At 69.9% G+C, this 24,613-nt stretch carries 23 protein-coding genes and 2 pseudogenes; 14 read left to right on the forward strand and 11 right to left on the reverse strand.

What is annotated here, in order from left to right; translation table 11 throughout:
* Together ACIP6U_RS37625 and ACIP6U_RS37630 are read left to right on the forward strand one after the other, a co-directional pair.
* Nucleotides 1–1,199 (forward strand): IS110 family transposase (locus tag ACIP6U_RS37625; RefSeq protein ID WP_401727202.1); only part of this gene is annotated, 1,199 nt, incomplete at its 5' end.
* A gap of 20 nt (nucleotides 1,200–1,219) precedes the next feature.
* Nucleotides 1,220–1,612, forward strand: a pseudogene (locus tag ACIP6U_RS37630) (transposase); the annotation flags it as partial.
* Here ACIP6U_RS37630 and ACIP6U_RS37635 read toward each other — a convergent pair.
* Nucleotides 1,605–2,090 (reverse strand): hypothetical protein, encoded by a 486-nt coding sequence (locus tag ACIP6U_RS37635; RefSeq protein ID WP_401727203.1) that lies wholly within the window; start codon nucleotides 2,088–2,090, stop codon nucleotides 1,605–1,607. The pseudogene ACIP6U_RS37630 and the gene ACIP6U_RS37635 sit on opposite strands and share 8 nt — an antisense overlap.
* A 691-nt stretch (nucleotides 2,091–2,781) precedes the next feature.
* Here ACIP6U_RS37635 and ACIP6U_RS37640 point away from each other — a divergent pair.
* A complete protein-coding gene (locus ACIP6U_RS37640) occupies nucleotides 2,782–3,435 on the forward strand; it encodes a PIN domain-containing protein (protein WP_401727204.1) in 654 nt (217 codons plus the stop codon).
* A 76-nt stretch (nucleotides 3,436–3,511) separates the two neighbouring features.
* On the opposite strand, the gene ACIP6U_RS37645 is transcribed toward ACIP6U_RS37640, so the two are convergent.
* Nucleotides 3,512–3,934, reverse strand: coding sequence for a hypothetical protein (locus ACIP6U_RS37645; protein WP_401727205.1), 423 nt, complete (start codon nucleotides 3,932–3,934; stop codon nucleotides 3,512–3,514).
* A gap of 112 nt (nucleotides 3,935–4,046) precedes the next feature.
* Between ACIP6U_RS37645 and ACIP6U_RS37650 the strand changes: the two are divergent.
* The 4 genes and pseudogenes from ACIP6U_RS37650 to ACIP6U_RS37665 form a co-directional block, all read left to right on the forward strand.
* Nucleotides 4,047–4,235 (forward strand): annotated as a pseudogene (locus ACIP6U_RS37650) (MBL fold metallo-hydrolase); the annotation flags it as partial.
* Between the two features lie 373 nt (nucleotides 4,236–4,608).
* Complete coding sequence (locus tag ACIP6U_RS37655) at nucleotides 4,609–5,493, forward strand: ABC transporter substrate-binding protein (protein ID WP_401727206.1); 885 nt, start codon at nucleotides 4,609–4,611, stop codon at nucleotides 5,491–5,493.
* On the forward strand, nucleotides 5,490–6,407 hold the full coding sequence (locus ACIP6U_RS37660) for an amino acid ABC transporter permease (protein ID WP_280877190.1): 918 nt from the start codon (nucleotides 5,490–5,492) through the stop codon (nucleotides 6,405–6,407). Before ACIP6U_RS37655 ends, ACIP6U_RS37660 begins: the two co-directional genes overlap by 4 nt.
* Nucleotides 6,404–7,168, forward strand: a complete 765-nt coding sequence (locus ACIP6U_RS37665) for an amino acid ABC transporter ATP-binding protein (protein ID WP_401727207.1) — start codon at nucleotides 6,404–6,406, stop codon at nucleotides 7,166–7,168. The genes ACIP6U_RS37660 and ACIP6U_RS37665 overlap by 4 nt, the downstream gene beginning before the upstream one ends.
* A gap of 52 nt (nucleotides 7,169–7,220) precedes the next feature.
* Here the strand turns inward: ACIP6U_RS37665 and aroQ are convergent, their stop codons facing one another.
* Nucleotides 7,221–7,694: a type II 3-dehydroquinate dehydratase gene (aroQ, locus tag ACIP6U_RS37670; RefSeq protein WP_401727208.1), complete on the reverse strand. Its 474-nt coding sequence runs from the start codon at nucleotides 7,692–7,694 to the stop codon at nucleotides 7,221–7,223.
* An 84-nt stretch (nucleotides 7,695–7,778) separates the two neighbouring features.
* Here aroQ and ACIP6U_RS37675 point away from each other — a divergent pair, with 84 nt between their 5' ends.
* The gene (locus tag ACIP6U_RS37675; RefSeq protein ID WP_401727209.1) at nucleotides 7,779–8,825 is read left to right on the forward strand and encodes a S66 peptidase family protein; all 1,047 of its coding nucleotides are present in this window, start codon (nucleotides 7,779–7,781) and stop codon (nucleotides 8,823–8,825) included.
* A 62-nt stretch (nucleotides 8,826–8,887) separates the two neighbouring features.
* On the forward strand, nucleotides 8,888–10,192 hold the full coding sequence (locus ACIP6U_RS37680; protein WP_401727210.1) for an MFS transporter: 1,305 nt from the start codon (nucleotides 8,888–8,890) through the stop codon (nucleotides 10,190–10,192).
* On the opposite strand, the gene ACIP6U_RS37685 is transcribed toward ACIP6U_RS37680, so the two are convergent.
* The 7 genes from ACIP6U_RS37685 to ACIP6U_RS37715 all read right to left on the reverse strand — a co-directional run bounded on the left by ACIP6U_RS37685 (nucleotide 10,182) and on the right by ACIP6U_RS37715 (nucleotide 18,897).
* Nucleotides 10,182–11,282 (reverse strand): calcium:proton antiporter, encoded by a 1,101-nt coding sequence (locus ACIP6U_RS37685; RefSeq protein WP_401727211.1) that lies wholly within the window; start codon nucleotides 11,280–11,282, stop codon nucleotides 10,182–10,184. The two genes, ACIP6U_RS37680 and ACIP6U_RS37685, sit on opposite strands and share 11 nt — an antisense overlap.
* An 81-nt stretch (nucleotides 11,283–11,363) precedes the next feature.
* On the reverse strand, nucleotides 11,364–11,678 hold the full coding sequence (locus ACIP6U_RS37690) for a hypothetical protein (protein ID WP_401727212.1): 315 nt from the start codon (nucleotides 11,676–11,678) through the stop codon (nucleotides 11,364–11,366).
* 125 nt (nucleotides 11,679–11,803) lie between these two features.
* Nucleotides 11,804–12,805, reverse strand: coding sequence for a TerC/Alx family metal homeostasis membrane protein (locus ACIP6U_RS37695; protein ID WP_401727213.1), 1,002 nt, complete (start codon nucleotides 12,803–12,805; stop codon nucleotides 11,804–11,806).
* A gap of 223 nt (nucleotides 12,806–13,028) precedes the next feature.
* Entirely contained in the window at nucleotides 13,029–15,056 is a 2,028-nt protein-coding gene (locus tag ACIP6U_RS37700; RefSeq protein ID WP_401727214.1) for a TerD family protein, read from the reverse strand.
* A 67-nt stretch (nucleotides 15,057–15,123) separates the two neighbouring features.
* A complete protein-coding gene (locus ACIP6U_RS37705) occupies nucleotides 15,124–15,702 on the reverse strand; it encodes a TerD family protein (protein WP_124004425.1) in 579 nt (192 codons plus the stop codon).
* Nucleotides 15,703–15,851: 149 nt separating this feature from the next.
* Nucleotides 15,852–17,987 (reverse strand): excinuclease ABC subunit UvrB, encoded by a 2,136-nt coding sequence (gene uvrB, locus ACIP6U_RS37710; protein ID WP_401727215.1) that lies wholly within the window; start codon nucleotides 17,985–17,987, stop codon nucleotides 15,852–15,854.
* A gap of 40 nt (nucleotides 17,988–18,027) precedes the next feature.
* Nucleotides 18,028–18,897 (reverse strand): MHYT domain-containing protein, encoded by an 870-nt coding sequence (locus tag ACIP6U_RS37715; RefSeq protein ID WP_401727216.1) that lies wholly within the window; start codon nucleotides 18,895–18,897, stop codon nucleotides 18,028–18,030.
* A 279-nt stretch (nucleotides 18,898–19,176) separates the two neighbouring features.
* Here ACIP6U_RS37715 and ACIP6U_RS37720 point away from each other — a divergent pair, with 279 nt between their 5' ends.
* The 3 genes from ACIP6U_RS37720 (at nucleotide 19,177) to fdhA (ending at nucleotide 22,102) form a co-directional block, all read left to right on the forward strand.
* Complete coding sequence (locus ACIP6U_RS37720) at nucleotides 19,177–20,052, forward strand: glycerophosphodiester phosphodiesterase (RefSeq protein ID WP_401727217.1); 876 nt, start codon at nucleotides 19,177–19,179, stop codon at nucleotides 20,050–20,052.
* Nucleotides 20,053–20,133: 81 nt separating this feature from the next.
* Nucleotides 20,134–20,688, forward strand: a complete 555-nt coding sequence (locus tag ACIP6U_RS37725; protein WP_401727218.1) for a methylated-DNA--[protein]-cysteine S-methyltransferase — start codon at nucleotides 20,134–20,136, stop codon at nucleotides 20,686–20,688.
* 187 nt (nucleotides 20,689–20,875) lie between these two features.
* Nucleotides 20,876–22,102, forward strand: coding sequence for a formaldehyde dehydrogenase, glutathione-independent (gene fdhA / locus ACIP6U_RS37730; RefSeq protein WP_401727219.1), 1,227 nt, complete (start codon nucleotides 20,876–20,878; stop codon nucleotides 22,100–22,102).
* Nucleotides 22,103–22,195: 93 nt separating this feature from the next.
* Here the strand turns inward: fdhA and ACIP6U_RS37735 are convergent, their stop codons facing one another.
* Nucleotides 22,196–22,636, reverse strand: coding sequence for a VOC family protein (locus ACIP6U_RS37735; protein WP_401727220.1), 441 nt, complete (start codon nucleotides 22,634–22,636; stop codon nucleotides 22,196–22,198).
* Nucleotides 22,637–22,717: 81 nt separating this feature from the next.
* Between ACIP6U_RS37735 and ACIP6U_RS37740 the strand changes: the two genes are divergently transcribed.
* Together ACIP6U_RS37740 and ACIP6U_RS37745 are read left to right on the forward strand one after the other, a co-directional pair.
* Nucleotides 22,718–23,644, forward strand: a complete 927-nt coding sequence (locus ACIP6U_RS37740; RefSeq protein WP_401727221.1) for a pseudouridine-5'-phosphate glycosidase — start codon at nucleotides 22,718–22,720, stop codon at nucleotides 23,642–23,644.
* Entirely contained in the window at nucleotides 23,641–24,570 is a 930-nt protein-coding gene (locus tag ACIP6U_RS37745) for a carbohydrate kinase family protein (RefSeq protein WP_401727222.1), read from the forward strand. Before ACIP6U_RS37740 ends, ACIP6U_RS37745 begins: the two co-directional genes overlap by 4 nt.
* Nucleotides 24,571–24,613 lie beyond the last annotated feature (43 nt).

The raw sequence follows: 24,613 nt of genomic DNA on the forward strand, positions 1-24,613 counted from the left end.
ACACAGTACAGCTACGAGTCCTACTCCAATCGTGCCGAGTGGACGGACGCATAGACGCCGACGATCCGTTCCTCACCATTAGAAACGACGTCTTACTCGCCGAGCACGGCGACACCGAGGCCGAGCCGATACCGGTGGCCATCGAGACCTCCCGCGGTCTGCTTGTTGCGAGCCTGCGGACAAGCGCACGGCAGGTCTTCGCAATCAACCCGCTCGCCGCATCCCGCTACCGCGACCGGCACGGTGTCTCCCGCAAGAAGTCTGACCCCGGCGACGCCCTCGTGCTGGCCAACATCCTGCGCACCGACATGCCTATGCACCGCCCCCTGCCGGCCGACAGCGAACTTGCTCAGGCTGTGGCCGTACTTGCCCGCGCTCAGCAGGACGCCGTCTGGAATCGCCAGCAGATCGCCAACCAGCTCCGTTCACTGCTGCGCGAGTACTACCCCGCCGCTCTCAATGCCTTTGTCACCGGTCGCAAGAGGGGCCTCGCCCACCCTGAAGCCCGCGCCGTTCTGGCCATCGCGCCCACCCCAACCATCGCTGCGAAGCTAACGAAACCCCAGATCAGGACGGCTCTAAAGCGCGGCGGCCGTCAGCGATACACCGAAGCCGAGACCAAGCGCCTCCAGGAAATCTTCCGAGCCGAATACACCCACCAACCTCCGCTAGTGGAAGAAGCCATGGGCAAGCAGATGCTCGCCCTCCTCCGCCAACTCGACGCCGCAGCCGAAGGCGCAGACGACCTCGCCGAGGCAGTGGAAGTGTCTTTTCAGCAGCACCCGGACGCCGAGATAATCACTAGCTTTCCCGGCCTCGGCGCCCTGCTCGGTGCCCGGGTGCTTGCCGAGATCGGAGACGACCGCAGTCGATTCGCAGACGCCCGAGCGCTGAAGGCATACGCCGGATCAGCCCCCATCACCCGAGCATCAGGGAAGAAACGCTACGTCGGACTCCGGTTCGTCAAGAACGACCGCCTCACCCACGCCGGCTACCTATGGGCCTTTGCCGCCATCACCGTGTCACCCGGCGCGAACACGCATTACCGGCGTCGCCGCGAGCGCGGCGACTGGCACGCAGCCGCCCAGCGCAACTTGTTCAACCGCATGCTGGGGATGCTCTATCACTGCCTGCAGCACCAGATGCCCTTCGACGAGCAACGCGCCTTCGCACCGCTCCTCCGACCCGCTGCAGCTTGACTCTTAGCGCCGTGAGATGTCTTTCGAAAGTCCTGACGTCCATGCCGGGAATCGGCGTCAGGACCGGAGCCAGGATCCTCATCGAGGTCGGCGACGGCAGCACCTTCCCCACCGCCGGCCACCTCGCCGCCTACGCCGGTCTCGCCCCGGCCACTCGCAGCTCGGGCTCCTCGATCCGCGGCGAACAACCGTCCAGGAGAGGGAACAAGCAGCTCAAACGGGCCTTCTTCCTCTCCGCGTTCGCCGCCCTGGGCGACCCGGCATCGCGGGCCTACTACGACAAGAAGATCGCCCAAGGAAAGCACCACACCCAGGCCCTGCTCTGCCTCGCCAGACGCCGGGCCGACGTCCTCTTCGCGATGCTCCGCGACGGAACCTTCTACGAACCGCAGCCGTCGGCCCCAGTCACCTGACCTGCGGGTCTGCGAGGAGAACGACCCGGCCAGCTTCGACATCGAAGCCGAGCACCGGATGGCCGTCCTCGCCTTCCGGGTCCATCAGCACCGGCTTGCCCAGCCGCCGCCCGACCTCCCGAAGGAAGCCGCAGAACACATCAAGTCGATCCTGGCCCTGCAACTCCCGCAGGTCGACGTCGAAGTCGACTTCGTCATTGGCATGGAACCGGAAGATCGCCAGCACATCGGCCGTCGGCCAGACCCGCAGCTCAGGGCACTCGGCATCCGCCGGGCGGGACAGCACGGCCTCCGCCCGAGGCACCGGAAGCGCCATGTCTCCCTCGGAGTACTGGCGCTGCCAGCCCTTCTCCGCGATCAAGTCGAGGACCGACTGCCAGTCCTCCACCGAGGCATCCGGGACACGCAGATCCGGCAGCGACCCCATCAGGTCCAGGTCGAAGAAGCACTTCACGTCATCCCACAACAGATCGGCCACGGCGCCATGCTGCCCAGGCATGCCGACCCATCGCATCCCGTTTGCCCTTGACCAAAGCCATAGGGGCCCCCGGATACTTCGAGCAGGCAGAGGAGGAACTGCTCGGCATACCGCGCGATGGTCATGCTGAGGGATAGTAGCGCCGGAGCCCAAGTTGTCGTATTTGACGTATGTTTCGGATCCTCGGTCCGCCATACCGGGGCCGCTGAACGACGTCACAGCCAAACGGGCGTGCAAGGCACGGAACGCCACGGTGCGCCCCTACTTGGTCGGTATGGCGAGCAGTATGCACCCAGCCGTTCCTCATGACGGCGCGACGACCCGTCGATCTGGCTGACGCTCCGGAAACAAGCACTTACGGCCTTGGGGATGTGGCGGCCCGTCCGGACAGGCAGGATCGGCGCATGCTGATCACTCCCCGCCCGGGCGCCCACCGCGACAACCTTCGCCAAGTTCTTGGAGGCGTCCACACATCCGCCTCCAACCTCGATGGACGAACGTACGACAACGCCTATAAGAGGCTGCTGGCCTACCTCAACTGGGCCACGGAATCGGCCCGAATGCTCCGCTCCCAAATCAGTGACCGGGACATCGACCAGATTGTGTTCACCGCCCGCTCCAGGCGCTGCTGGCGAGCTGCGGCACTCTCGCCGGGACCCACCAGGAAGGCCTTGTCAACGGCCTAGTGGGCTTGGAGGTCACCGAGCGGACCGAGGCACTTGAGCAGGTGATCGCCGCCTTCGACAAGCAGGTCCTCAACTGGTCCGGCCGGGAGTGGCTGGTGGTCGCAGACACCAGCTTCTACATCCAAAACCCCAAACCGCTCAAAGACGTTGACCTCCACGAGGTGCTCCAACTGCCGTCGGGCGAACACATCCGTCTGCTGTTCCCGATCGTCGTAGTCGACGAGCTGGACAGGATGAAGGAGACGGGCAAGCAGCGAGCCCGCTGGCGCGCACCGCATACTCTCGGCCTCCTGGATGAGGTCCTGGCCGGCTCAAGGCAGGGCATCCTGCGTCGGTCGGAACTCAACTACGAGAGCGGGCAGGCGCGTGGGGAAGTCAGCGTCGAAATCGTCCTGGACCAACCCGGGCATGTCCGGCTACCGATCGCTGACGATGAGATCGTGGATCGGGCGGTGACCTTCCAGGCCTTGGCAGGGCGACAGGTGCGCCTGCTGACGTGCGACACCAGCCAGCACACCCGCGGTTGCGCTGCCGGGTTGAAGGTGACGAAGGTGGCCACGAAGGATCCCGGTCCTGAACCGGACTGGGACGAGCAGAACAAGCCCAGCGGCAACGGAACCCGCGCGAGGCGCCGCGAACGGCGGGCTGAAGAAGATTGAGGCAGAGCGGGGGGACCGTGCCGCCATGAGAACCTCGTCCACCACGGCGGGCTGAACGGGGGTCTTCTGACGGCGGTCAGGTGAGACCGGCGGTGGCGTTGTCCTCCCAGCCGTCAACGCGCTGGAAGTACCCGTTCATGGAGCGGGAGTGCCGAGCCCATCCGCCCTGGTCGGCGATCGCTACGGCGTCCTTCCCCTTGCGGCGGCCGGTCGTGGCCAGCCCGGTGCGGAGGCTGTGGCCGGTCCAGGCGAGCGTGACCCCGGCGCGGCCGCTGATCCGCTTGATCGCCCGGGTCACGGAGTCGGGGACCATGCCGCCGGTCACGTTGCCGTGCCGGTCGACGCCGACGAACGCGGGCGCGGGCGACTCCGACCAGCGGGGCTCAGCCTCGGCGGCGAGGCGGGCCCGGTACGTCGTCCACGCCTCCACGGGCCAGAGTTTCTGCACGCCCATATCAACGAAGACCCCCGCGACCTGAAGCGCGGTGTCGACCGACATTTTGTTGAGCCTCGCGCGGGCCGGGCGCCACGGTGCGGGCGGGGGGGCAAGGTTGGCGGTCACATTTGCTGTGTTACCCGGTGACCTTTGGTGTGTTACCCGGTGATCTTTGCTGTTCCCCGGCGGCGTCGGCAACACCCGCAAGGACCCGAAGGCGTTCGCCAGCCTGATCCACGACGTCGAGACCAAGATCTTCGGCACGCTTCCCGACGAGACCTGGGTCTACCCGGGCCACGGCCACGACACGACGCTCGGCACGGAACGCCCGCATCTGCCGGAGTGGCACGCGCGCGGGTGGTGAAACGGGCGGGTGATCAACACGGGCCGGGCGCAAGGCAGATGAGCGCGCGCCCGGCGTGAACCATCACCCGCACGCCCCACCCCCGCTCCCCCAACGCGCCCCGTGTGAACGCTTCACACGCGCCGACCCCATGCGCACGCTCGCGACCCACCTCGTTGCGTAGTCAACTGGTAACAGCCCCGCACAGGATGACGGCTCCTGAGCGGTACGGGCCGCCGGTCTATCGATCCCCGCCCTCGGCCGGCGGCCCGGCGGCTGCCCAGGAACAGCGGGGTCCGGGCGTGTTCACACGACCGCAACAACTGTTCCCACTATGCGGACATTTACGGTCGTGACCTCGACAAACGGGACGTCCGGCTGTCACTCTCCCGCCATGCATCTTGCCCCTCGCGCACTGCACCGTGCCGTCGCCGCCACCACCATCGCCCTGCTCGCCACCGCCGTCGGCTGTGCGCCGCAACCGGAGGACAAGGCGAGCGACAACGCCTCGACGACGACCGGCACGACCTGCGCCAAGGGCAAGCTGGCCACCGAGACGTCCGGCAAGCTGACGATCGCCACCGACGAGCCCGCGTACGAGCCGTGGTTCAAGGACGACAAGCCCGCCAACGGCGAGGGCTTCGAGTCGGCCGTCGCGTACGCCGTGGCGAAGCAGCTCGGCTACGACAAGAGCGCCGTCGTCTGGCAGAGCGTCCCCTTCAACAAGGCGTTCGCGCCCGGCGAGAAGACCTTCGACTTCGACATCAACCAGGTGTCCATCAGCGCCGAGCGCAAGAAGGCCGTGGACTTCTCGTCCGGCTACTACGACGTGCGCCAGGCCGTCATCGCGCTCAAGGGCAGCAAGGCGGCGAAGGCGACGAGCATCGCGGACCTCAAGGGCCTCAAGCTGGGCGCCCAGGTCGGCACCACCAGCCTCGACTACATCACCGACGTGGTGAAGCCGACGCAGCAGGAGGCCGTGTACGCCAAGAACGACCAGGCCAAGTCCGCGCTGAAGAACGGCCAGGTGGACGCCATCGTCGTCGACCTGCCGACCGCCTTCTACATCACCGCGGCCGAGGTGACGAACGCCAAGATCGTCGGGCAGTTCGAGAACCAGGGCGGTACGCCGGAGCAGTTCGGGCTCGTGCTCGACAAGGGCAGCGCGCTCACCTCGTGCGTCACGGACGCCGTGGACGCCCTGCGCACGGACGGCACGCTGGCGAAGATCGAGAAGCAGTGGCTCTCCGACGCCGTCGACGCCCCGGTCCTCAAGTGACGGTCACCAAGGACGAGTCCGGCCGGGAGGGCGCGGACGGCGACGGTGACATGCCCGGCGGGGGCGACGGCTACGTCCCCTCGCAGCGGCGGATCGAGCGCGAGCGCCACAAGCGCACGCGGACCCGCCGCGCGACGGCGATCGCCGCGCTCTCGACCCTCGTCACGGGCGTCGTCCTCTACCTGGTCGTCGTCAACGCGCCCGGCTGGCCGCGTACCAAGGAGACGTTCTTCAACGGGCAGTACGCGCGCGAGGCGTTCCCCAAGGTCCTCGAAGGGCTGTGGCTCAACGTCCGTCTGCTGCTGATCTGCGGTGTGGCGGTGCTGATCCTCGGCATGCTGATCGCCATCGCGCGCACGCTGCGCGGCCCGGTGTTCTTCCCACTGCGTGTACTGGCCGCCGCGTACACCGACTTCTTCCGCGGACTCCCGCTGATCATCAACCTGATGATCGTCGTCCTGGGCGTCCCGGCGCTGCGCCTCCAGGGCGTGACCGTCGACCCGGTGTGGCTCGGCGGTACGGCGCTCACGCTGACGTACTCGGCGTACGTGGCCGAGGTGTTCCGCGCCGGCATCGAGTCCGTGCACCCCTCGCAGCGCGCGGCGGCCCGCTCGCTGGGTCTCACCAACCGGCAGGCGCTGCGCCACGTCGTGCTGCCGCAGGCCGTGCGCCGTCAGGTGCCGCCGCTGCTGAACGACCTGGTGTCACTGCAGAAGGACACCGGGCTCGTCTCGATCGGCGGCGCGATCGACGCCGTACGGGCCGCGGACATCATCGTGGGCCGCAGCCTCAACTACACGCCGTACATCGTCGCAGGCCTGGTCTTCGTGGCGCTGACCATCCCGATGACGCGCTTCACGGACTGGGTGACGGCCCGGATGGACCGTCGGCGGGCCCAGGGAGGATCGATATGAGCGACGCGACCGCGCACGCGCCCGTGCTGCGCATGGAGTCCGTGCGCAAGACCTTCGGCGGCACGGTCGTACTGCGGGACGTCGACCTGGAGGTCGCCCCGCACACGGTGACCGCACTGATCGGAGCCTCCGGTTCCGGCAAGTCGACCCTGCTGCGGTGCGCGAACCTCCTGGAGGACATCGACGACGGCGCGATCTGGCTGGACGGCGAGGAGATCACCGACCCGCGCGCCGACCAGGACGCCGTACGGCGCCGTATCGGCGTGGTCTTCCAGGCGTACAACCTCTTCCCGCACATGACGGTGCTGGAGAACATCACCCTCGCCCCGCGGCGCGTCCACGGGGTGCCGCGCGCCGAGGCCGAGGAGCGGGCCAGGGAACTGCTGGAGCGGCTCGGGCTCGGCGGCAGGGCGGGCGAGTACCCGGACCGGCTCAGCGGCGGCCAGCAGCAGCGCGTGGCGATCGTGCGGGCTCTTGCCGTACAGCCCCGGTTGCTGCTGCTCGACGAGATCACCGCCGCCCTCGACCCGGAGCTGGTCGGCGAGGTCCTCGCGGTCGTCCGCGACCTCAAGGCCGACGGCATGACCATGGTGCTGGCCACGCACGAGATGGGCTTCGCACGGGACGTCGCCGACCAGGTCTGCTTTCTGGACGGAGGGGTCGTCCTGGAGCGCGGCACCGCCGAGCAGATCTTCGGCGACCCGCAGGAGGAGCGCACCCGGCAGTTCCTGCGGCGGATCGTGGAGGCGGGTCGGCTGTAAGGGGCGCACGCCATGGGCATCGGGGCTTACACAGTCGTACGCCTCCGAGCGCTCACGCCTCCGCCCGCGCCGGTCCCGCCAGCGCCGCGACCCGCTCCACGCCGAACACGTACCCCTGCACCCCGCACCCCGCGATGACCCCGTCGGCGCGCAGCGAGACGTAGGAGTGGTGCCGGAAGGACTCGCGCTGGTGGATGTTGGAGATGTGCACCTCCAGCACGGGCAGGCCGTCGCAGGTGTTGAGCGCGTCGAGGATCGCGACTGACGTGTGCGAGTAGGCGCCGGGGTTGATCACGATGCCGCAGTGGTTCAGCCGTGCCTCGTGGATCCAGTCGACCAGCTCGCCCTCGTGGTTGGACTGCCGGAAGTCCACCGTGCCGCCGTGCGCGGCCGCCGCCTTGACGCACAGGGCTTCGACGTCGGCGAGGGTGTCGTGGCCGTAGATCTCCGGCTGGCGCTGGCCGAGGAGGTTGAGGTTGGGCCCGTTGAGGATCATGATCGGGGCGTTGGCCAGGGTGCGGGGCACGGTTCCTCCGGTCCGGTGAAGTCGGCTGCTGGGACCCGGTTTATCACGATGCGACGCGCGCGGGTCGGCCCGTACCCTCCCGGCATGACGCCGATCTCCTACCCGCCCAAGCCCTCCCCCGGCGATCGCATCGCCGTCGTCTCGCCCTCCTCGGGCCTGCCCGGGATCCTGCCGCTCCCCCACGAACTGGGCCTGGAGCGGCTGCGCGAGGAGTTCGGTCTCGAGCCGGTCGAGTATCCGACGACCCGCAAGATGGGCTCGACGCCCCGGGAGCGCGCCGACGACCTGCATGCCGCGTTCGCCGATCCGACCGTCAAGGCGGTCATGGCGTCGATCGGCGGCGACGACCAGATCACCGTGCTGCCGCTGCTGGACCGGGAGTTGATCCGGGCGAACCCGAAGCCGTTCTTCGGGTTCAGCGACAACACCAACCTGCTCGCCTTCCTGCGCGCCACCGGGATCGTCGGCTTCCACGGGGCGGCGGTGATGACCGAACTGGGCCGGCCGGGCGCCCTGCACCCGCAGACCGCCGACTCACTGCGCGCCGCCCTGTTCACCTCGGGCGCGTACGAACTGCGGCCCGCCGAGCGCTGGAACGACGTCAACCGCGACTGGGCCGACCCGGCCACCTTCGACGCGGAACCGCAGACCCGCCCCGGCACCGGCTGGACCTGGGAGAACGCCGACCGGGTGGTCGAGGGCCGCAGTTGGGGCGGCTGTCTGGAGATCGTCGGCTGGCTCCTGATGGCCGACCGCGAGATCGCGCACGACCTGAGCGAGTACGACGGTGACGTGCTGTTCCTGGAGACCTCGGAGGAACTGCCCAGCGCCGACGAGGTGTTCCGCACCCTGCGCAACATGGGCGAGCGCGGACTGCTGCAACGGTTCTCCGCGCTCCTGATGGGCCGCCCCAAGACCTGGTCCTTCGAGCACCCCAACAGCCCGGAGGAAGGCGCCCGTTACGCCGCCGGCCAGCGCGAGGCGGTCCTGCGGGCCATGCGTACGTACGCCCCCGACACCACGATCGTCCTCGACGTGGACCTCGGGCACACCGACCCCCAACTCGTCATCCCCTACGGCGGTCTTGTCCGTGTCGACGGCCCCGCCCGGCGCATCACGGTCACCTACTGACGCCCACCCCGCGCGCCCTCGCGCCCCCGTAACCCGCGATCACCGTGGGTAGTTGACGCGGCATGCACGATGTACGCACCGTAAGGGCCCCCTCCATGCTGCGGCTGGCGGCCGCCTCGCTCGCCGGGACCGCCATCGAGTTCTACGACTTCTTCGTCTACGGGACCGCCGCGGCGCTGGTCCTGGGCCCCCTGTTCTTCCCGACGTTCTCGCCGCTGGCGGGGACGCTGGCCGCCTTCGGGACGTTCGGCGTCGGCTTCGTCGCCCGGCCGCTCGGTTCGGTGCTGTTCGGGCACATCGGGGACCGGCGCGGGCGCCGGCCGGTCCTGGTCGCCTCTCTGCTGCTGACCGGCGGCGCGACGGTCGCGGTCGGCTGTGTACCGACGTACGACACGATCGGGGTGGCCGCGCCGGTGCTGCTCCTGGTGCTGCGGTTCGTGCAGGGCCTTGGGCTCGGCGGGGAGTGGGGCGGGGCCGTACTGCTGACGGCCGAGCACGCGCCGGCCGAGCGGCGGGGGCTGTGGTCGAGCTTCCCGCAGATCGGGCCCGCCCTGGGGTTCCTGCTCGCCAACGGTGTGGTGCTGGCCCTGTCGACGACGCTGTCCGACGCGCAGTTCGCGCAGTGGGGCTGGCGGGTGCCGTTCTGGGCGGCCGGGGTGCTGGCCGCGGTCGGGCTGTGGCTGCGGTCCTCGCTCGTCGAGAGCCCCGGGTTCCTGGAGATCGACGACCACGCGCGCGTGCCGCTCGTGGAGGTCGCGCGCGACCACTGGCGCCTGGTCCTGCTGACGGCCGGGGCGCTCGCCGTCGGCTACGCGATCTTCTACGCCGTCACGACCTGGTCCCTGGCGTACGGCACGGAGCGGCTCGGGGTGAGCCGTACCGTCATGCTGACCTGCATCATGGCCGCGGTGGTCGTGAAGGGCTCGCTCACCCCGGTGGCCGCGCTGCTGGGCGACCGTTACGGGCGCCGGCCGCTGTGCCTGGCCGGGTGCGCGGCGGCCGCGCTGTGGATGTTCCCGATGGTCGCGCTCCTCGCGACGGGGCAGCCGCTGCTGATGTTCGCCGGCTTCCTGGGCGCGCTGCTCGCGTTCGTGACGATGTTCGGGGTGATCGCCGCGTATCTGCCCGAGCTGTACGAGCCTCGGGTGCGCTGCACGGGAGCCGCCGTCGGCTACAACCTGGGCGGTGTGCTCGGGGGCGCGCTGACGCCGATCGCGGCGACGGCGCTGGCCGAGCAGGGCGGGCGGGTGCCGTGGGGGGTGGGCGCGTATCTGACGGGGATCGCGCTGCTGAGCCTCGGGTGCTTCGCGCTGCTGCCGGAGACGCGGCCGGTGCCGAAACTCGTGGCCGAACCGGTCATGGATTGATCGCCAGCTCCAAGTAGGCGGCGAACAGCACGAGATGGACCCCGCCCTGGAGCGGTGTGGCCCGGCCCGGCACCACCGTCAGCGAGCTCACCACCACGGTCAGGGCCAGCAGCACCATGTGCGTGGAGCCGAGGCCGAGGACGAGCGGGCCCGACAGCCAGATCGACGCCAGGGCGACGGCGGGGATGGTCAGGCCGATACTGGCCATGGCCGAGCCGAGCGCGAGGTTCAGACTGGTCTGCACCCGGTCGCGGCGGGCGGAGCGCAGCGCGGCGATGGTCTCGGGCAGCAGCACCAGCAGGGCGATGATCACGCCGACGACGGCGTGGTGCAGTCCGGCCTTCTCCACGCCCGACTCGATGGTCGGCGACACGCCCTTGGCCAGGCCGACCACCCCGATCAGAGCGAGCCCGAGCAGGCCCAGGCTGATCCGGGCGGTGCGGGCCGAGGGGGCGTCGGCGTGGTCGTCGCCGGTGATGACCTCGCCCTGGCGGGTGATGGGCAGGAAGTAGTCGCGGTGCCGGACGGTCTGGGTCGCCACGAACAGGCCGTACAGGATCAGCGAGGAGACCGCGGCGAAGGTGAGCTGTACGCCCGAGAACTCCGGTCCGGGCTTGCTGGTGGTGAAGGTCGGCAGCACCAGGCTGAGGGTGGCCAGGGTGGCGACGGTCGCGAGCGCGGCGCCGGTGCCCTCGGGGTTGAAGACCGCGAGGCCGTGGCGCAGGGAGGCGACGAGGAGACAGACCCCGACGATGCCGTTGCAGGTGATCATGACGGCCGCGAAGACCGTGTCCCGGGCCAGGGTCGAGCTCTTGCCGCCGCCGTCCGCCATCAGGGTGACGATGAGGGCGACCTCGATGATCGTGACGGCGACGGCGAGCACGAGGGAGCCGAAGGGTTCGCCGACCCGGTGGGCGACGACCTCGGCGTGGTGCACGGCGGCGAGTACGGCCCCGGCGAGGACCAGCGTCACCAGCGCGACGACCGCTCCGGGCAGGTCGCGTCCCCAGGTGAAGGCCAGCAGGACGACCGCGAGCACCGGCACGAGGACGGTCCACCGGGTGGTGAGCGACCTGAGCCGAGTGATCATGCAGCGATCGTCGCAGAGGCCTTCGGGCCCCGCACTCCGGCGGTGCGGGGCCCGAAACACCTCACCCGGACGGGGCGCGCGTCACTTGAATTCGCTCATCTCCTCGACGTCGCAGTCGATGAAGGACGGCGGCCTGGTACACAGCGCGGCCATCTGCTGCGCGAACCTGGTCGTCTCGGGGTCGTCGCTGTTGGCCATGGCTTCCTCGTAGGAGTTGAACTCGATCACCACGAGGTAGTGGCCCGGTTGGTTGCGGTCCTTGAGCACGAGACGGTGGGTGGGACCGCCGGTGCGGTCCGCGAGTCGCTGGTCGGTCTCCTCGGCCAGCGCGCGCATCTCCTCGATGCGGTCGGTCTCGAAGTCGACGATCTGCACGAACTTCGTCGGTGCGTCCACGATGCCTCCACCCGGTGGTGCGTCCCCGGGCGGGAACGCTCATCACTCAACGAAGCATCGGGAGTGCCCCTCGGCAATTCGCCGAGGGGCACTCCCGATGGTGGTTGTTCCTACGTCCGTCGTGGTCAGGTCTGGATGCGATCCTTCGGAGCGCTTTCGCTCGCCTCCTGCGCCGCCTCGGCCGCCGCCTGCTTCTTGGAGGCCATGAGGCTGGTGATCGTGGTGACGATCAGGACCCCGCAGATCACGCCGAGGGAGACCGGGATGGAGATCTCCGGGACGTGCACGCCGGACTCGTGCAGTGCGTGCAGCACCAGCTTGACGCCGATGAAGCCCAGGATGACCGACAGGCCGTAGCTGAGGTGGACCAGCTTCCTGAGCAGTCCGCCGATGAGGAAGTACAGCTGCCGCAGACCCATCAGGGCGAACGCGTTCGCCGTGAACACGATGTACGGGTCCTGGGTCAGGCCGAAGATCGCGGGGATCGAGTCGAGCGCGAACAGGACGTCCGTGGTGCCGATCGCGAGCATCACGACCAGCATCGGGGTCATGACCCGCTTGCCGTTCTCCTGGATCCACAGCTTGGTGCCGTGGTACCGGTCGGCGACACCGAAGCGGCGCTCGGCGGCCTTGAGCAGCTTGTTCTCCTCGAACTCCTCGTCCTCCTCGTCGGCCCGTGTCTCCTGGATGAGCTTCCAGGCGGTCCAGATGAGGAAGGCGCCGAAGAGGTAGAAGACCCACGCGAAGCTGGCGAGGATGGCCGCGCCGGCCGCGATGAAGATGGCCCGCAGGACCAGGGCTATGAGGACGCCGACGAGCAGCACGCGCTGCTGGTACTGCGAGGGCACCGAGAACTTCGCCATGATCAGGACGAAGACGAAGAGGTTGTCGACGCTCAGCGACTTCTCGGTGATGAAGCCGGCGAAGAACTCGCCGGAGGGCTGGCCGCCGCCGAAGACCAGCAGGCCGAGGCCGAAGAGTCCGGCGAGGGCGATCCAGACGACCGTCCAGATGCCCGCTTCCTTGATCGAGACGTCGTGCGGCTTGCGGCCGATGAAGAAGTCGATGGCGATGAGGGCGGCTAGGCCCACGATGGTCAGGACCCAAAGGGTCGGGGAAACATCCACTGCGCCTCCGGCAGTACGTAACGGCAAATGTCAGCGTCGTCGCTGCCGGAGGTCTCTTCCACCCAAGGATGGGCCGACGCCCCGGGATCTGGCCTGATCCGTATTGACGGGAACGCCGCAAGTGTCAGGGAGTACTCCCCTCCGTAGGAAGAACAGTACCCCAATCACCAAGAAAAGGTAAAGCGATTGGCAAAGAAAGGATAAGAGTGCTGGTCAGAGACCTTTACCGTCCCTTGGCCCGGGCCTCGGCGACCCGGGCCAGCACCTGCTGGAGCACCTGGCTGCCGGGCGGGACCAGCGCCGGCTCGTACGTCCAGGCGTGTCCGACCCAGGGGTCGGCGAGATGGTCGTCGGGCACGGGGGTGAGTCGCAGCAGCGAACGCCACAGCGGGTCGAGCAAAGGCCCGTACGCGGCGGCCTCCTCCCGGTCCGCGACCATCATCAGGTGGACGCCCACGGCCGGGCCCTCGTCGGCGAGGTAGCGCAGCTGGGTCACGGCCCGGTCGTCGAAGCCGTGCGGGAAGTCGTGGACGATCAGCAGCTGCTCGGCCGTGTCCAGGCCGGGCGGCAGGGCGTCGGCCATGCCACCGCGCACCGCCATCTGCACCAGGTCGACGCGCTGGGTGAGCCGGGCCAGGACGTCCGCCACGCCGGCCGCGCCCAGGGCGGGCGGGGCCGCGAGCACGCCCGACTGCACCAGCGGCGCGAACGCCTGCACGCCGGAGCCGGCCGGATCGATGACATGCACGCCGAACTCGCCCGCCGGGTAGACCGCGAGCAGCCGGGCCGCCAGCGCCACCGCCGTGTCCAGCGCGAGACGACGCAGCTCGTGGGAGTCGGCGAAGGAGTCGTCCGACAGTCCGGCCTGGCCGCTGTCGATCCACAGACCGCGCTCCAGCGGCAGCCGGACCAGCATCGGGATGCGCAGCAACTCGCTCTCGGGCAGGTGGAGATCGCCCAGGCGCAGGGCCATGGGGATCTCCATCGGCACCCGGTAGCCGTGCCACACCGGGTTGTCCCAGCGGGCGAAGGCCGGGGGCAGCGCGGGCTCCACGACATCGGCCTCGGCCGCGAGCTGGCCGAGGTCCCGGTCCAGGGAGGCCCTGGCCTGGTCCACCAGCTGCGCGTGCTTGGCGCGGGCCGCCTCGCGCGCCGCGTCGCCCTGTCCGCCGATCCGGCTGCGCGGGTCGGAGAGGGTCTGGTCGAGCTCCTTCTCCATGCGGGACTCGGCGAAGTCGACGGCGCTGCGGTACGCGGCCGTGCTGCGGGCCAGGTCCTCGAACATGCCCCAGATCTGGTTGTAGAGCCGCTCGTCCATCGACCAGCCGTTCGCGTCGCCCGCGACGGGCTGCGCGGGCTGTCCGGGCCGGGCCGGCGGTGCGGTCGGCGGAGGCGAGGGCGGGGCGCCGGTCTGCCGTCGCGGGTGGCTGTAGTCGACCGGCCCGCCGGCCGTCGGAGCGGCGGGCTGGGTGACGGTCGCGGGATCCGCGGGCGCGGGTCCCGCGGGGTACCCGGGCTGCGCACCCGAAGCCGCGTACGGCGAGGTGGCGTGCGGGGGTACGGGACCGGGGGCGCCCTGGGGCGTGGAGCCGACCTGGGGTGTGGGACCGGACTGGTCCGGGCCGGGTGCCGGGGCGGCCGTCTGGCGCGTACGGTCGCCGTCCGCCGTGCGCTGCGGGGGTGCCTGCACCGAGCGGGCCAGGCCCTGCGCCACCGCGTCGTTGATACCGCTGGCGAGCCGGTGGGCCTCGGGCAGGCCCTGGTCGGTGAGGAGTTCGGCGAGTCCGCCGGCGTACCCCTGGCCGACGGCGCGCACCTTCCAGGCGCCCTGCCGGCGGTAGAGCTCCAGGGCGACGACGGCCGACTCGGCGTCCAGACCGGTGATGGTGTAGCTGGCGACCTCGGTGCCGTCGAGGCCGGTGACGGCGATGAAGGGGGCGGCGACGGCGCCGAACCGGACCGGGCCGCCGACCCCGACGGGCAGGGCGAGCAGCACACAGACACGGTGCACCGCCTCCGGCACGGCGGCCAGGTCCACGGCGAGGCGATGCCCGGCCGCCGCCTGCTTGGAGACCTCCAGGCCCGGCAGGGTGGGTGCGCCCGGGTGGGCCACCCATTCCACGCCGTGCACCTTGCCGTTCTCGTCGCCGAGGGTGGCCGAGGCCACGATGGGCGCGCCGGCCGAGACCCGGATCTCGAGTCGGGCCTGGGAGAGCGGGTGGTTCTGCCCCCGCACCAGCTCGGCCGTCATCGCCTTCGTCCCCCTGTGTCGCTGGTGTTGTCGCTGGTGTGCGTGTGCCGCTCGGTCGCCGGCCTGCCTACAGGTGCGGCAGGATCGACGGCATCAGGTCCTGGAAGGTACGGCCGTTGGCCGGGGTGCCGATGGCCGTCAGCGTCCAGCCTGGGCCGGAACGGTGCACCTTCGCCATGATCTGGGCCGTGTACTGGCCGCCGCCGGCCAGCGTGTAGCGGGCCAGCTCCTGGCCGTTGGTCTCGTCGACCAGGCGGCAGAACGCGTTCTGCACCTCCTGGAAGGTCTGGCCCGTGAAGGAGTTCACGGTGAAGACGATCTGGTCGATGTGGACCGGGACGCGCGAGAGATCGACGAGGATCGCCTCGTCGTCGCCGCCCTGGCCGACCCCGCCGACCAGGTTGTCGCCGGTGTGACGCACCGAGCCGTCGTCGCTCACCAGATGCCGGAAGAAGACGACGTCGACGGGCTGCTTGTCCGCGAACAGCACGGCGGAGGCGTCGAGGTCGATCTCCCGGGTGCGGGAGCCGAACAGGCCGCGCCGGGGAGCCGCCTGCCAGCCGAGACCCATGCGGACCGCGGTCAGGCTGCCGCCGTCGTTCTTCTGCAGACTGATGGCCTGACCCTTGGTCATGTTGACGGTCACGTGCCGATTCCCCTCTCGAACTGTCCCCTGTTGCCGCGGAGTCCGCGGTTGTCAGAACCCTACGCACGGCCACTGACAGTGCCGTACCCCGGTCCGCACTTTGTGTCGGTCTTGCAACACAGCGCGTTCGCATCCGGGATACGGCGTGGTCAGGCGAGGCCCGCCTCCCGCATCTGCCGGAGTTCCTTCTTCATCTCGGACACCTCGTCGCGCAGCCGTGCCGCGATCTCGAACTGGAGGTCCGCGGCGGCGGCGCGCATCCGTGCCGTCATCTCCTCGATCTGGTCGGCGAGTTCGGCCGCGGGGCGGTCGGTGGGAACCGTCTCCTTGCCCTTGCCCTTGGCTGCCTTTCCGCCGGCCGCCTTGCCGCCGAGGGAGGGCACGGGTGCCTTGGCGCCCTTGCCGTCCTTCCCCTTGCGGTAGCCCGAGCCGAGCAGCTGCTCCGTGTCGACGTCCTCGCGGGCGATCTGCGCCACGATGTCGTTGATCTTCTTGCGCAGCGGCTGGGGGTCCAGGCCCCGCTCCTCGTTGTACGCGACCTGCTTCTCCCGGCGGCGGTTGGTCTCCTCGATGGCCTTCTCCATCGCCGGGGTGATCTTGTCGGCGTACATGTGGACCTCGCCCGACACGTTGCGTGCCGCGCGGCCGATGGTCTGGATCAGGGAGGTGCCGGAGCGCAGGAAGCCCTCCTTGTCCGCGTCGAGGATCGCCACCAGGGACACCTCGGGCAGGTCGAGACCCTCACGCAGGAGGTTGATGCCGACCAGCACGTCGAACTCGCCGGAGCGCAGCTCGCGCAGCAGCTCCACGCGGCGCAGGGTGTCGACGTCGCTGTGCAGGTAGCGGACCTGGATGCCGAGCTCCAGGAAGTAGTCCGTGAGGTCCTCGGCCATCTTCTTGGTGAGGGTGGTGACCAGGACGCGCTCGTCCTTCTCGACGCGCCCCCGGATCTCGTGCACCAGGTCGTCGATCTGGCCCTCGGTGGGCTTGACGACGACCTGGGGGTCGATGAGGCCGGTGGGGCGGATGATCTGCTCGACGACGCCGTCCGCGCGCGAGAGCTCGTACTTGCCCGGGGTCGCGGACAGGTAGACCGTCTGCCCGATGCGCTTCTGGAACTCCTCCCACTTCAGTGGGCGGTTGTCCAGGGCGGAGGGCAGGCGGAAGCCGTGGTCGACGAGGGTGCGCTTGCGGGAGGCGTCGCCCTCGTACATCGCGCCGATCTGCGGGACGGTGTTGTGGGACTCGTCGATGACGAGCAGGAAGTCGTCCGGGAAGTAGTCGATCAGGGTGTTCGGCGGGGAGCCGGGCTCGCGGCCGTCGAAGTGCATCGAGTAGTTCTCGACGCCGGAGCAGGAGCCGATCTGGCGGAGCATCTCCAGGTCGTACGTCGTGCGCATGCGCAGGCGCTGGGCCTCCAGGAGCTTGCCCTGCTTCTCCAGCTCGGCCAGCCGCTCGCCGAGCTCCTTCTCGATGTCGTTGGCGGCCCGCTCCAGGCGCTCGGGTCCGGCGATGTAGTGGGAGGCCGGGAAGATGTAGAGGTGCTCGTCATCGCTGATGATCTCGCCGGTGAGCGGGTGGAGCGTGGACAGGGCCTCGATCTCGTCGCCGAACATCTCGATGCGGACGGCCAGTTCCTCGTAGACCGGGAAGATCTCGATGGTGTCGCCGCGGACGCGGAAGGTGCCCCGGGTGAAGGCCAGGTCGTTGCGCGTGTACTGGATGTCCACGAAGCGGCGCAGCAGCTGGTCGCGGTCGATCTCGTCGCCGACCTTGAGGGGGACCATGCGGTCCACGTACTCCTGCGGAGTACCGAGGCCGTAGATGCAGGAGACCGAGGCGACCACGACGACGTCGCGGCGGGTGAGCAGCGAGTTGGTTGCGGAGTGGCGCAGGCGCTCGACCTCCTCGTTGATCGAGGAGTCCTTCTCGATGTAGGTGTCCGACTGGGGGACGTAGGCCTCGGGCTGGTAGTAGTCGTAGTACGAGACGAAGTACTCGACCGCGTTGTTCGGCAGCAGCTCGCGGAACTCGTTGGCCAGCTGGGCGGCCAGGGTCTTGTTCGGCGCCATGACGAGGGTGGGGCGCTGGAGCTGCTCGATCATCCACGCGGTGGTGGCGGACTTGCCGGTGCCGGTCGCGCCGAGCAGGACGACGTCCCGCTCGCCGGCCTCGACGCGCTTGGCCAGCTCGGCGATGGCCGCCGGCTGGTCACCGCTGGGCTGGTAGGAGCTGACGACCTCGAAGGGCGCCACCGTGCGTTCGATGTGGGAAACGGGCCGCATGACACCAACCGTACGACCCGCCACTGACAACGCGGTCGGATCAGCGGTTCTGCGGGGTGCGTGAGCCGCGTTCGCTCGTGTGGCGGCGGACCCGCGGCGACGAGTGGTGGCCCGGGTGGTGGATGTCGGGGTGGGGGTGGGCCGGGACGCCCGGCTTGTGTTCGACGGGGGTCCAGGCGGGTTTCGCGACCATCAGCGGGTCGAAGAGCACGACCACGCCGGCGAGCAGCAGGAAGGCCAGCGGACCGACCAGCATGAGCGCGAGCAGGCCCGTGGTCGAGTCGCCGGTGGTGGGGTCGCTCGTGGTGTGCAGGTGGACGCTGAGGGCGGCCATGCCCAGGTAGTGCATGCCGGTGACGGCGAGCCCCATGACGAGACTGGCGCCCACGCTCCACAGGATGCCCTTGACCTGTCCGGCCGCCCAGAGCGCGGCGGTGGCGGCGGCCATCGCGACGACGACGGAGGCGGCGACGGTGAGGGTGTTGTACTGGAGGGTTCCGTCCAGGTGCATACCGGCCATGCCCAGGTAGTGCATGGAGGCGATGCCCAGACCGGTGATGGTGCCTCCGGTGAACAGGGCCGCTCCGGACGCGCCCTTGTAGCCGACTATGAAGATCCCGACGCCCACCATGACGACGGCGACGGCGAGGCTGGCGAACGTCATCGGCTTGTCGTAGTGGATCGGCGCCTGTTCGACCGTGAAGCCCATCATGGCGACGAAGTGCATGGTCCATATGCCGGAGCCGATGGCCGCCGAGCCGAGGGCGAGCCAGCCGGGGCGCCAGGAACCCGGGACGATCATGGATCTGGTGGTGCAGCGAAGGCCCAGAGCCCCGCCCAGGCAGGCCATGAGATAGGCCACCAGCGGTGTGACGAGTCCGTACCTGAATCCGTCGACCGTGCCTTGCATGCGCGGCTGTCCTTCCCGCCCTCTTGTGTCGCTGAATCCCCGAAATGCGCCCCCTCCCAGGACCGCCCGAGCGGCCAGGGTTGACGCAGAGAGTATGACCCCCACCGGAATGGTCGAACGACTTTCGGGCAAAGAAACACGTCGTTGCCCCAGTTGTGCGGCCCTGGTGAGCGGGCTTGGACAACTCCATTCAATGTGTGGTCATTGTGCACCGCGCCGATCATCACCCTCTGCTGTCACAGTTGATCTGTCCGTGATCTCTCGACGCGAGGAGTACGCATGTACGCGCGCGTGGTCGCCGCCCTCACCGCCGCGTTCCTGGGGGCCGCGACCCTGCTGCTGCCCACCTCCGACGCCCGTGCGGGCGCCGTGCGCGAGCCGCCCTCCGTCGTCGCCCACCGAGGTGCCTCCGCCCTCGCTCCGGAGAACACCCTGGCCGCCGTCGACGCGGCGGCCGGGCTGGGCGTCGACTGGGTCGAGAACGACGTCCAACGCACGAAGGACGGCGAGCTCGTCGTGATCCACGACGACAGCCTGCGGCGCACGACCGACGTGGAGGAGGTCTTCCCCGGCCGCGCTCCGTGGAAGGTGAAGGACTTCACCGCGGCGGAGATCGTCCGCCTGGACGCGGGGAGCTGGTTCGCCCCCCGTTTCGCAGGGGTGCGCGTGCCCACCCTGGAGCAGTACATGCGCCGGGTGGAGGACAAGGACCGGAATCTGCTCCTGGAGATCAAGAATCCGGAGCTGTACCCGGGGATCGAGCAGCAGACCCTGAAACTGCTCGGGAACGAGGGCTGGCTGGATCAGCCGCATCTGGCGGGCCGGCTGATCGTGCAGAGCTTCGGCGCGGACAGCATCCGGACCGTCCACGACCTCGCGCCCGGCGTCAGAACGGCCTTCCTCGGGACGCCGCCGGTGGCGGACCTCCCCGGGTACGCGGCCTTCACCGACGGGATCAACCCCTCGTACGCCTCGATCTCGGCCGATTACGTCTCCGCCGCCCACGCCTTCACCGGGCCGCACGGCAGACCGCTCGCGGTCTTCGCCTGGACCGTCGACGACGCGGCGACCGCCCTGAGAGTGACCCACTACGGCGTCGACGGCGTCATCAGCAACAAGCCCGACGTGGTCCAGGAGGCACTGCGCGAGCGGTGAATCCGGCCCGCACCGGGGAGCCGGCGCCGGCCGGGCGTCCGCTGCCGGGGCGTTGTCAGTGACGGGTCGTACGGTGGGCGCATGGACAGCCATGGGCAGTACGAGCAGCGGGTCGTGTGGGCGGTGGTCGGCAGCGGGATCGGTCCGCTGCTGCTGGCCGCGACCCGGGAGGGCCTGGTCAACGTGGTCTTCCACGCCACGGACGCGGTGCGGGACCAGGCGCTCGGCCGACTCGCGTCACGGCTCGGCAGCGAGCCCGTCGAGGACCCCGGATCACCGCTGCTGGCCGAGGCGATAGCGCAGTTCGAGGCGTACTTCGCGGGCGAGCGGCAGGACTTCGAGCTGCCGCTGGACTGGTCGCTGATCTCCGGCTTCAACCGCCAGGTGCTGCGCGAGCTGGCGTCCGGCGTCAAGTACGGACACGTCGTCGGCTACGGGGACCTGGCCCGGCGGGTGGGGCAGCCGGGCGCGGCCCAGGCGGTGGGGACGGCGATGGGCTCCAACCCGCTGCCGATCGTCGTGGCCTGCCACCGGGTGGTGGAGAGCGACGGCGGCATCGGGGGTTTCGGGGGCGGCCTGGAGACCAAGCGCCAACTGCTCGCGCTGGAGGGCGTCCTGCCCCAGCCGCTGTTCTGAGAGCGGTGCTCCGAGATCGGTGCTCCGAGATCTCTCCTCTGGGATCTCCGCTCTCGAAGCGCTGTTTCGAGACGACGGCGAGACGGGCCCCGCGAAGGGTGGCCGGAAGCCGGGGGCGGTAGCAGACTCCGCCGTGCGTACAGCCACAGGCATCCGCAAATCGGAGCCGAAGGGACGGCGATCACGCATGAGCGGAAACAGGGCAGTCGCATATCTCAAGCCGGGCGCGGTGGAAGTCAGGACCATCGACTACCCGACGCTTGAACTCCAGGACGGGCCCGGGGTCGCACCCGACAACGTCGGCCGCAAGTGCCGGCACGGTGTGATCCTCAAGGTGCTCGCCAGCAACATCTGTGGAAGCGACCAGCACATGGTGCGCGGGCGGACGACCGCGCCCGAAGGGCTGGTCCTCGGACACGAGATCACCGGAGAGGTCGTCGAACGAGGTCCGGACGTCGAGTTCATCGACGTCGGCGACATCGTCTCCGTACCGTTCAACATCGCCTGCGGCCGCTGCCGCAACTGCAAGGAGGGCAAGACCGGCATCTGCCTGAACGTCAACCCGGCCCGCCCCGGGGCGGCTTACGGGTACGTGGACATGGGCGGCTGGGTCGGTGGCCAGGCCGAGTACGCCATGATCCCGTACGCGGACTTCAACCTGTTGAGGTTCCCGGACCGGGACGAGGCGCGCGAGAAGCTGCTCGACCTCACCATGCTGTCGGACATCTTCCCGACCGGCTTCCACGGTGTGGTGTCCTCGGGCGCCGGCGTGGGCTCGACGGTGTACGTCGCCGGGGCCGGGCCGGTGGGTCTGGCTGCGGCCGCGTCGGCGCAGTTGCTGGGCGCCGCCGTCGTCATCGTGGGCGACCTCAACGCCGAACGCCTCGCCCAGGCGCGGAGTTTCGGCTGTGAGACCGTCGATGTCGCGCAGGGCTCCATCGAGGAGCAGATCGCGCAGATCCTCGGGGAGCCCGAGGTGGACGCCGCGGTCGACGCGGTCGGCTTCGAGGCCCGGGCCCACGGTCCGGACGCCCCGGAGGCGCCGGCGACGGTGCTGAACTCGCTGATGGGCATCACGCGCGCGGGCGGTGCGCTGGGCATCCCCGGGCTCTACGTCACCGACGACCCCGGCGGGGTCGACGAGGACGCCAAGTCCGGGACATTGAAGGTGCGGCTCGGCCTCGGCTGGGCCAAGAGCCACCAGTTCACCACCGGTCAGTGCCCGGTGATGAAGTACCACCGGGGTCTGATGCAGGCGATCCGGCACGGGCGCGTGCACATCGCCAAGGCGGTCAACGCGACCGTGGTCGGCCTGGACGACGCGCCGCGCGGCTACGCCGAGTTCGACCAGGGCGCCAGCCGCAAGTACGTGCTCGATCCGCACGGGGCGCTGAGGGGCGTACGGCCCGTCTGAGTCCGTGAACCCGTGCGTCCGTGAACACTGAGGGTGCCCATGCGCCACGCGCGCGTGGGCACCCTTTTCAGCGCCGCAGCCTGAGGCTGTCGTTCATGGCCGCCGCTGGTCGTAGTGCCGGGCTTCGAAGACGTTCCCGTCCGGGTCGCGGAAATAGAAGCTGCGGGTGGCGTTCCCGCGGGCGCCGAAGGAGTCGTAGGAGATCTTCGAGACGGGGACGGCGCGTTCCTCCAGGCGGCTGCGGAGGGTGTCGAAGTGCTCGGCGGGCAGGGCCAGGCAGACGTGGTTCACGGGGTGGCCCGAGCTGTCGGTGGCGCCGGGGAGCATCTTCATGCGTTCCGCCATGGAGTGGGGCATGAGGTCGATGATGGTCTCGTCGTTGAGCCGTACGGAGGGGAACGGGATGCTGCCCTCGGTGAACTCGGTCAGCCGCACGGGGTGCAGGCCGACCGCCTTGTCGTAGAAGTCGGCCGAGGCGACCGGGTCGGTCACCCACAGGACCACGTGGTCGAGACGTGTCGTGTTGTCCGTCATGCCCCTCAGGCTGGTGTCGTCCCCCACAGGCCGCAAGTGTTTGACCGGCTCCGTCGCCTGCCAGAGATGAGGGAAGAACCGATGACAGGAGTGAGGCGCGTGGTGCTGGTGGTGTCCGAAGAAGTGCGGGAGGCGATCGACGCGCGTCGACCCGTGGTGGCCCTGGAGTCCACGATCATCGCGCACGGGCTGCCGCGCCCGCGCAATCTGCAGGTGGCGCTGGAACTGGAGGACGTCGTACGGCGGGAGGGTGCCGTTCCCGCGACGATCGCGGTGCTCGACGGACAGCCCCGGGTCGGGCTCGACAAGGAGCAGTTGGAGCGGGTCGCCAACGAGGACGGGATCCGCAAGCTGGGCCATCGGGACCTGCCGCTCGCGGTGGCTTCCGGGGCGAGCGGCGCGACCACCGTGTCGGCGACGGCGCTGCTGGCGTCCCTCGCGGGCGTGCGGGTGTTCGCGACGGGCGGTCTCGGCGGTGTGCACCGGGAGTGGACGGTGACGCAGGACGAGTCGGCCGACCTGGGGCTGCTGGCGCGGACGCGGATCACGGTGGTGTGCGCCGGTGTGAAGTCGATCCTGGACGTGCCCGCGACCCTGCAACGGCTGGAGACGCTGGGCGTCGCGGTGGCCGGGTACGGCACGGACCGCTTCCCCGGCTTCTACCTGTCGGACTCGGGGCATCCCGTGGAGTGGACGCTGGACAGCCCCGAGCAGGTCGCGGCGGTCATGCGGGCGCAGGACGCGCTCGACGGGCCCGAGTCGGCGCTGATCGTCGCCAACCCCGTGCCCGAGGAGGAGCAGCTCGATCCCGAACTGCACGCGCGTGTGCTCGCCGACGCGCTGCACGCGTGCGAGGCGGAGGGCATCACCGGCCAGGCCGTCACACCGTTCCTGCTCGGCTACCTGGTCGAGCACACGGACGGGGCCTCGCTGACCGCGAACCTGGCGGCGGTGCGCGGCAACGTGCGGTTGGCGGCGCGGATCGCGGCGGCCCGGGCCGCGGCGTGACCACGGCACCCGGCGGGGCGCTGCTGGTGGTCGGGGACGTCGTCACCGACGTCGTCGCCCGGCATCGGGGACCGCTCTCCGCGGGGACGGACACGGCTGCCGCGATCCGGACGGTGGCGGGCGGCGCGGGCGCCAACGTGGCCTGCTGGGCGGCGCATTGGGGCTGCCCCGAGGTGCGGCTGCTCGGGCGGGTGGGCACGGACGCGGCGTCCTGGCACGAGCGGGAACTGACCGCGTGCGGGGTACGACCCCTCCTCGTCGTCGACGAGGAGGCGCCCACCGGGACGGTGATCTGCCTGGTCGACACGGGTGCCTCGGCCGAGCGGACGTTCCTCACCGACAGCGGCGCCGCCCTGCGCTTCGATCCCGGCGACTGGTCGGACGCGCTCCTCGACGGCGTGGCCCGACTGCACCTGTCGGGCTACCTGTTGTTCTCCGAACCGAGCCGCGCCCTGGTCGCGACGGCCCTGGAGTCGGCACGCGCGCGTGGTGTGCCGGTGAGCCTGGATCCCGCATCGGCGGGTTTCCTCGTGGAACTGGGCGTCGACCGTTTCCTCGAACTCGTCGCCGGGGTGGACGTCCTGCTGCCCAGCCGGGACGAGGCCTGCCTGCTCACGGGGTTGCCCGACCCGGCCGACGCGGCGGCGAAACTGAGCCGGTACGCCCCGCTGGTGATCGCCAAGCAGGGCGCGGAGGGCGCGTTGGTCGCCCGCTCCGGAGCGGTGCGCGCCCAGGTCCCCGCGACGCCGGCCACACCCCGGGACACCACAGGGGCGGGAGACGCCTTCACCGGCGCGTTCCTCGCCACGCTGCTCACGGGTGCCGAACCCGAGGACGCGGCGCGCGAGGGGTGCCGGGCGGGGGCGCTGGCGGTCGAGCGCGTGGGCGGGCGACCGCCGGGGCGGGGTGAGGGCGGGCGGGAGTAAAGGGGGCGGGGCGAGAGCCGGAGGAGCTGAGGCCGTGAGGGCG

It is taken from the genome of Streptomyces sp. NPDC088794 (genome assembly GCF_044750545.1).
In the GTDB taxonomy this organism is placed as follows: Bacteria; Actinomycetota; Actinomycetes; order Streptomycetales; family Streptomycetaceae; genus Streptomyces.

Excerpts from the sequence above, each read along its gene's own strand:
- ACIP6U_RS37645 (WP_401727205.1), bottom strand. The coding sequence starts at position 3,934 with ATGTCGGTCGACACCGCGCTTCAGGTCGCGGGGGTCTTCGTTGATATG.
- ACIP6U_RS37675 (WP_401727209.1), top strand. The coding sequence starts at position 7,779 with ATGACGCCGATCTCCTACCCGCCCAAGCCCTCCCCCGGCGATCGCATC.
- ACIP6U_RS37740 (WP_401727221.1), top strand. The coding sequence starts at position 22,718 with ATGACAGGAGTGAGGCGCGTGGTGCTGGTGGTGTCCGAAGAAGTGCGG.
- ACIP6U_RS37725 (WP_401727218.1), top strand. The coding sequence starts at position 20,134 with ATGGACAGCCATGGGCAGTACGAGCAGCGGGTCGTGTGGGCGGTGGTC.
- ACIP6U_RS37685 (WP_401727211.1), bottom strand. The coding sequence starts at position 11,282 with ATGATCACTCGGCTCAGGTCGCTCACCACCCGGTGGACCGTCCTCGTG.
- fdhA (WP_401727219.1), top strand. The coding sequence starts at position 20,876 with ATGAGCGGAAACAGGGCAGTCGCATATCTCAAGCCGGGCGCGGTGGAA.
- ACIP6U_RS37735 (WP_401727220.1), bottom strand. The coding sequence starts at position 22,636 with ATGACGGACAACACGACACGTCTCGACCACGTGGTCCTGTGGGTGACC.
- ACIP6U_RS37715 (WP_401727216.1), bottom strand. The coding sequence starts at position 18,897 with ATGCAAGGCACGGTCGACGGATTCAGGTACGGACTCGTCACACCGCTG.
- uvrB (WP_401727215.1), bottom strand. The coding sequence starts at position 17,987 with ATGCGGCCCGTTTCCCACATCGAACGCACGGTGGCGCCCTTCGAGGTC.
- ACIP6U_RS37700 (WP_401727214.1), bottom strand. The coding sequence starts at position 15,056 with ATGACGGCCGAGCTGGTGCGGGGGCAGAACCACCCGCTCTCCCAGGCC.
- ACIP6U_RS37655 (WP_401727206.1), top strand. The coding sequence starts at position 4,609 with ATGCATCTTGCCCCTCGCGCACTGCACCGTGCCGTCGCCGCCACCACC.
- ACIP6U_RS37720 (WP_401727217.1), top strand. The coding sequence starts at position 19,177 with ATGTACGCGCGCGTGGTCGCCGCCCTCACCGCCGCGTTCCTGGGGGCC.
- ACIP6U_RS37680 (WP_401727210.1), top strand. The coding sequence starts at position 8,888 with ATGCACGATGTACGCACCGTAAGGGCCCCCTCCATGCTGCGGCTGGCG.
- ACIP6U_RS37665 (WP_401727207.1), top strand. The coding sequence starts at position 6,404 with ATGAGCGACGCGACCGCGCACGCGCCCGTGCTGCGCATGGAGTCCGTG.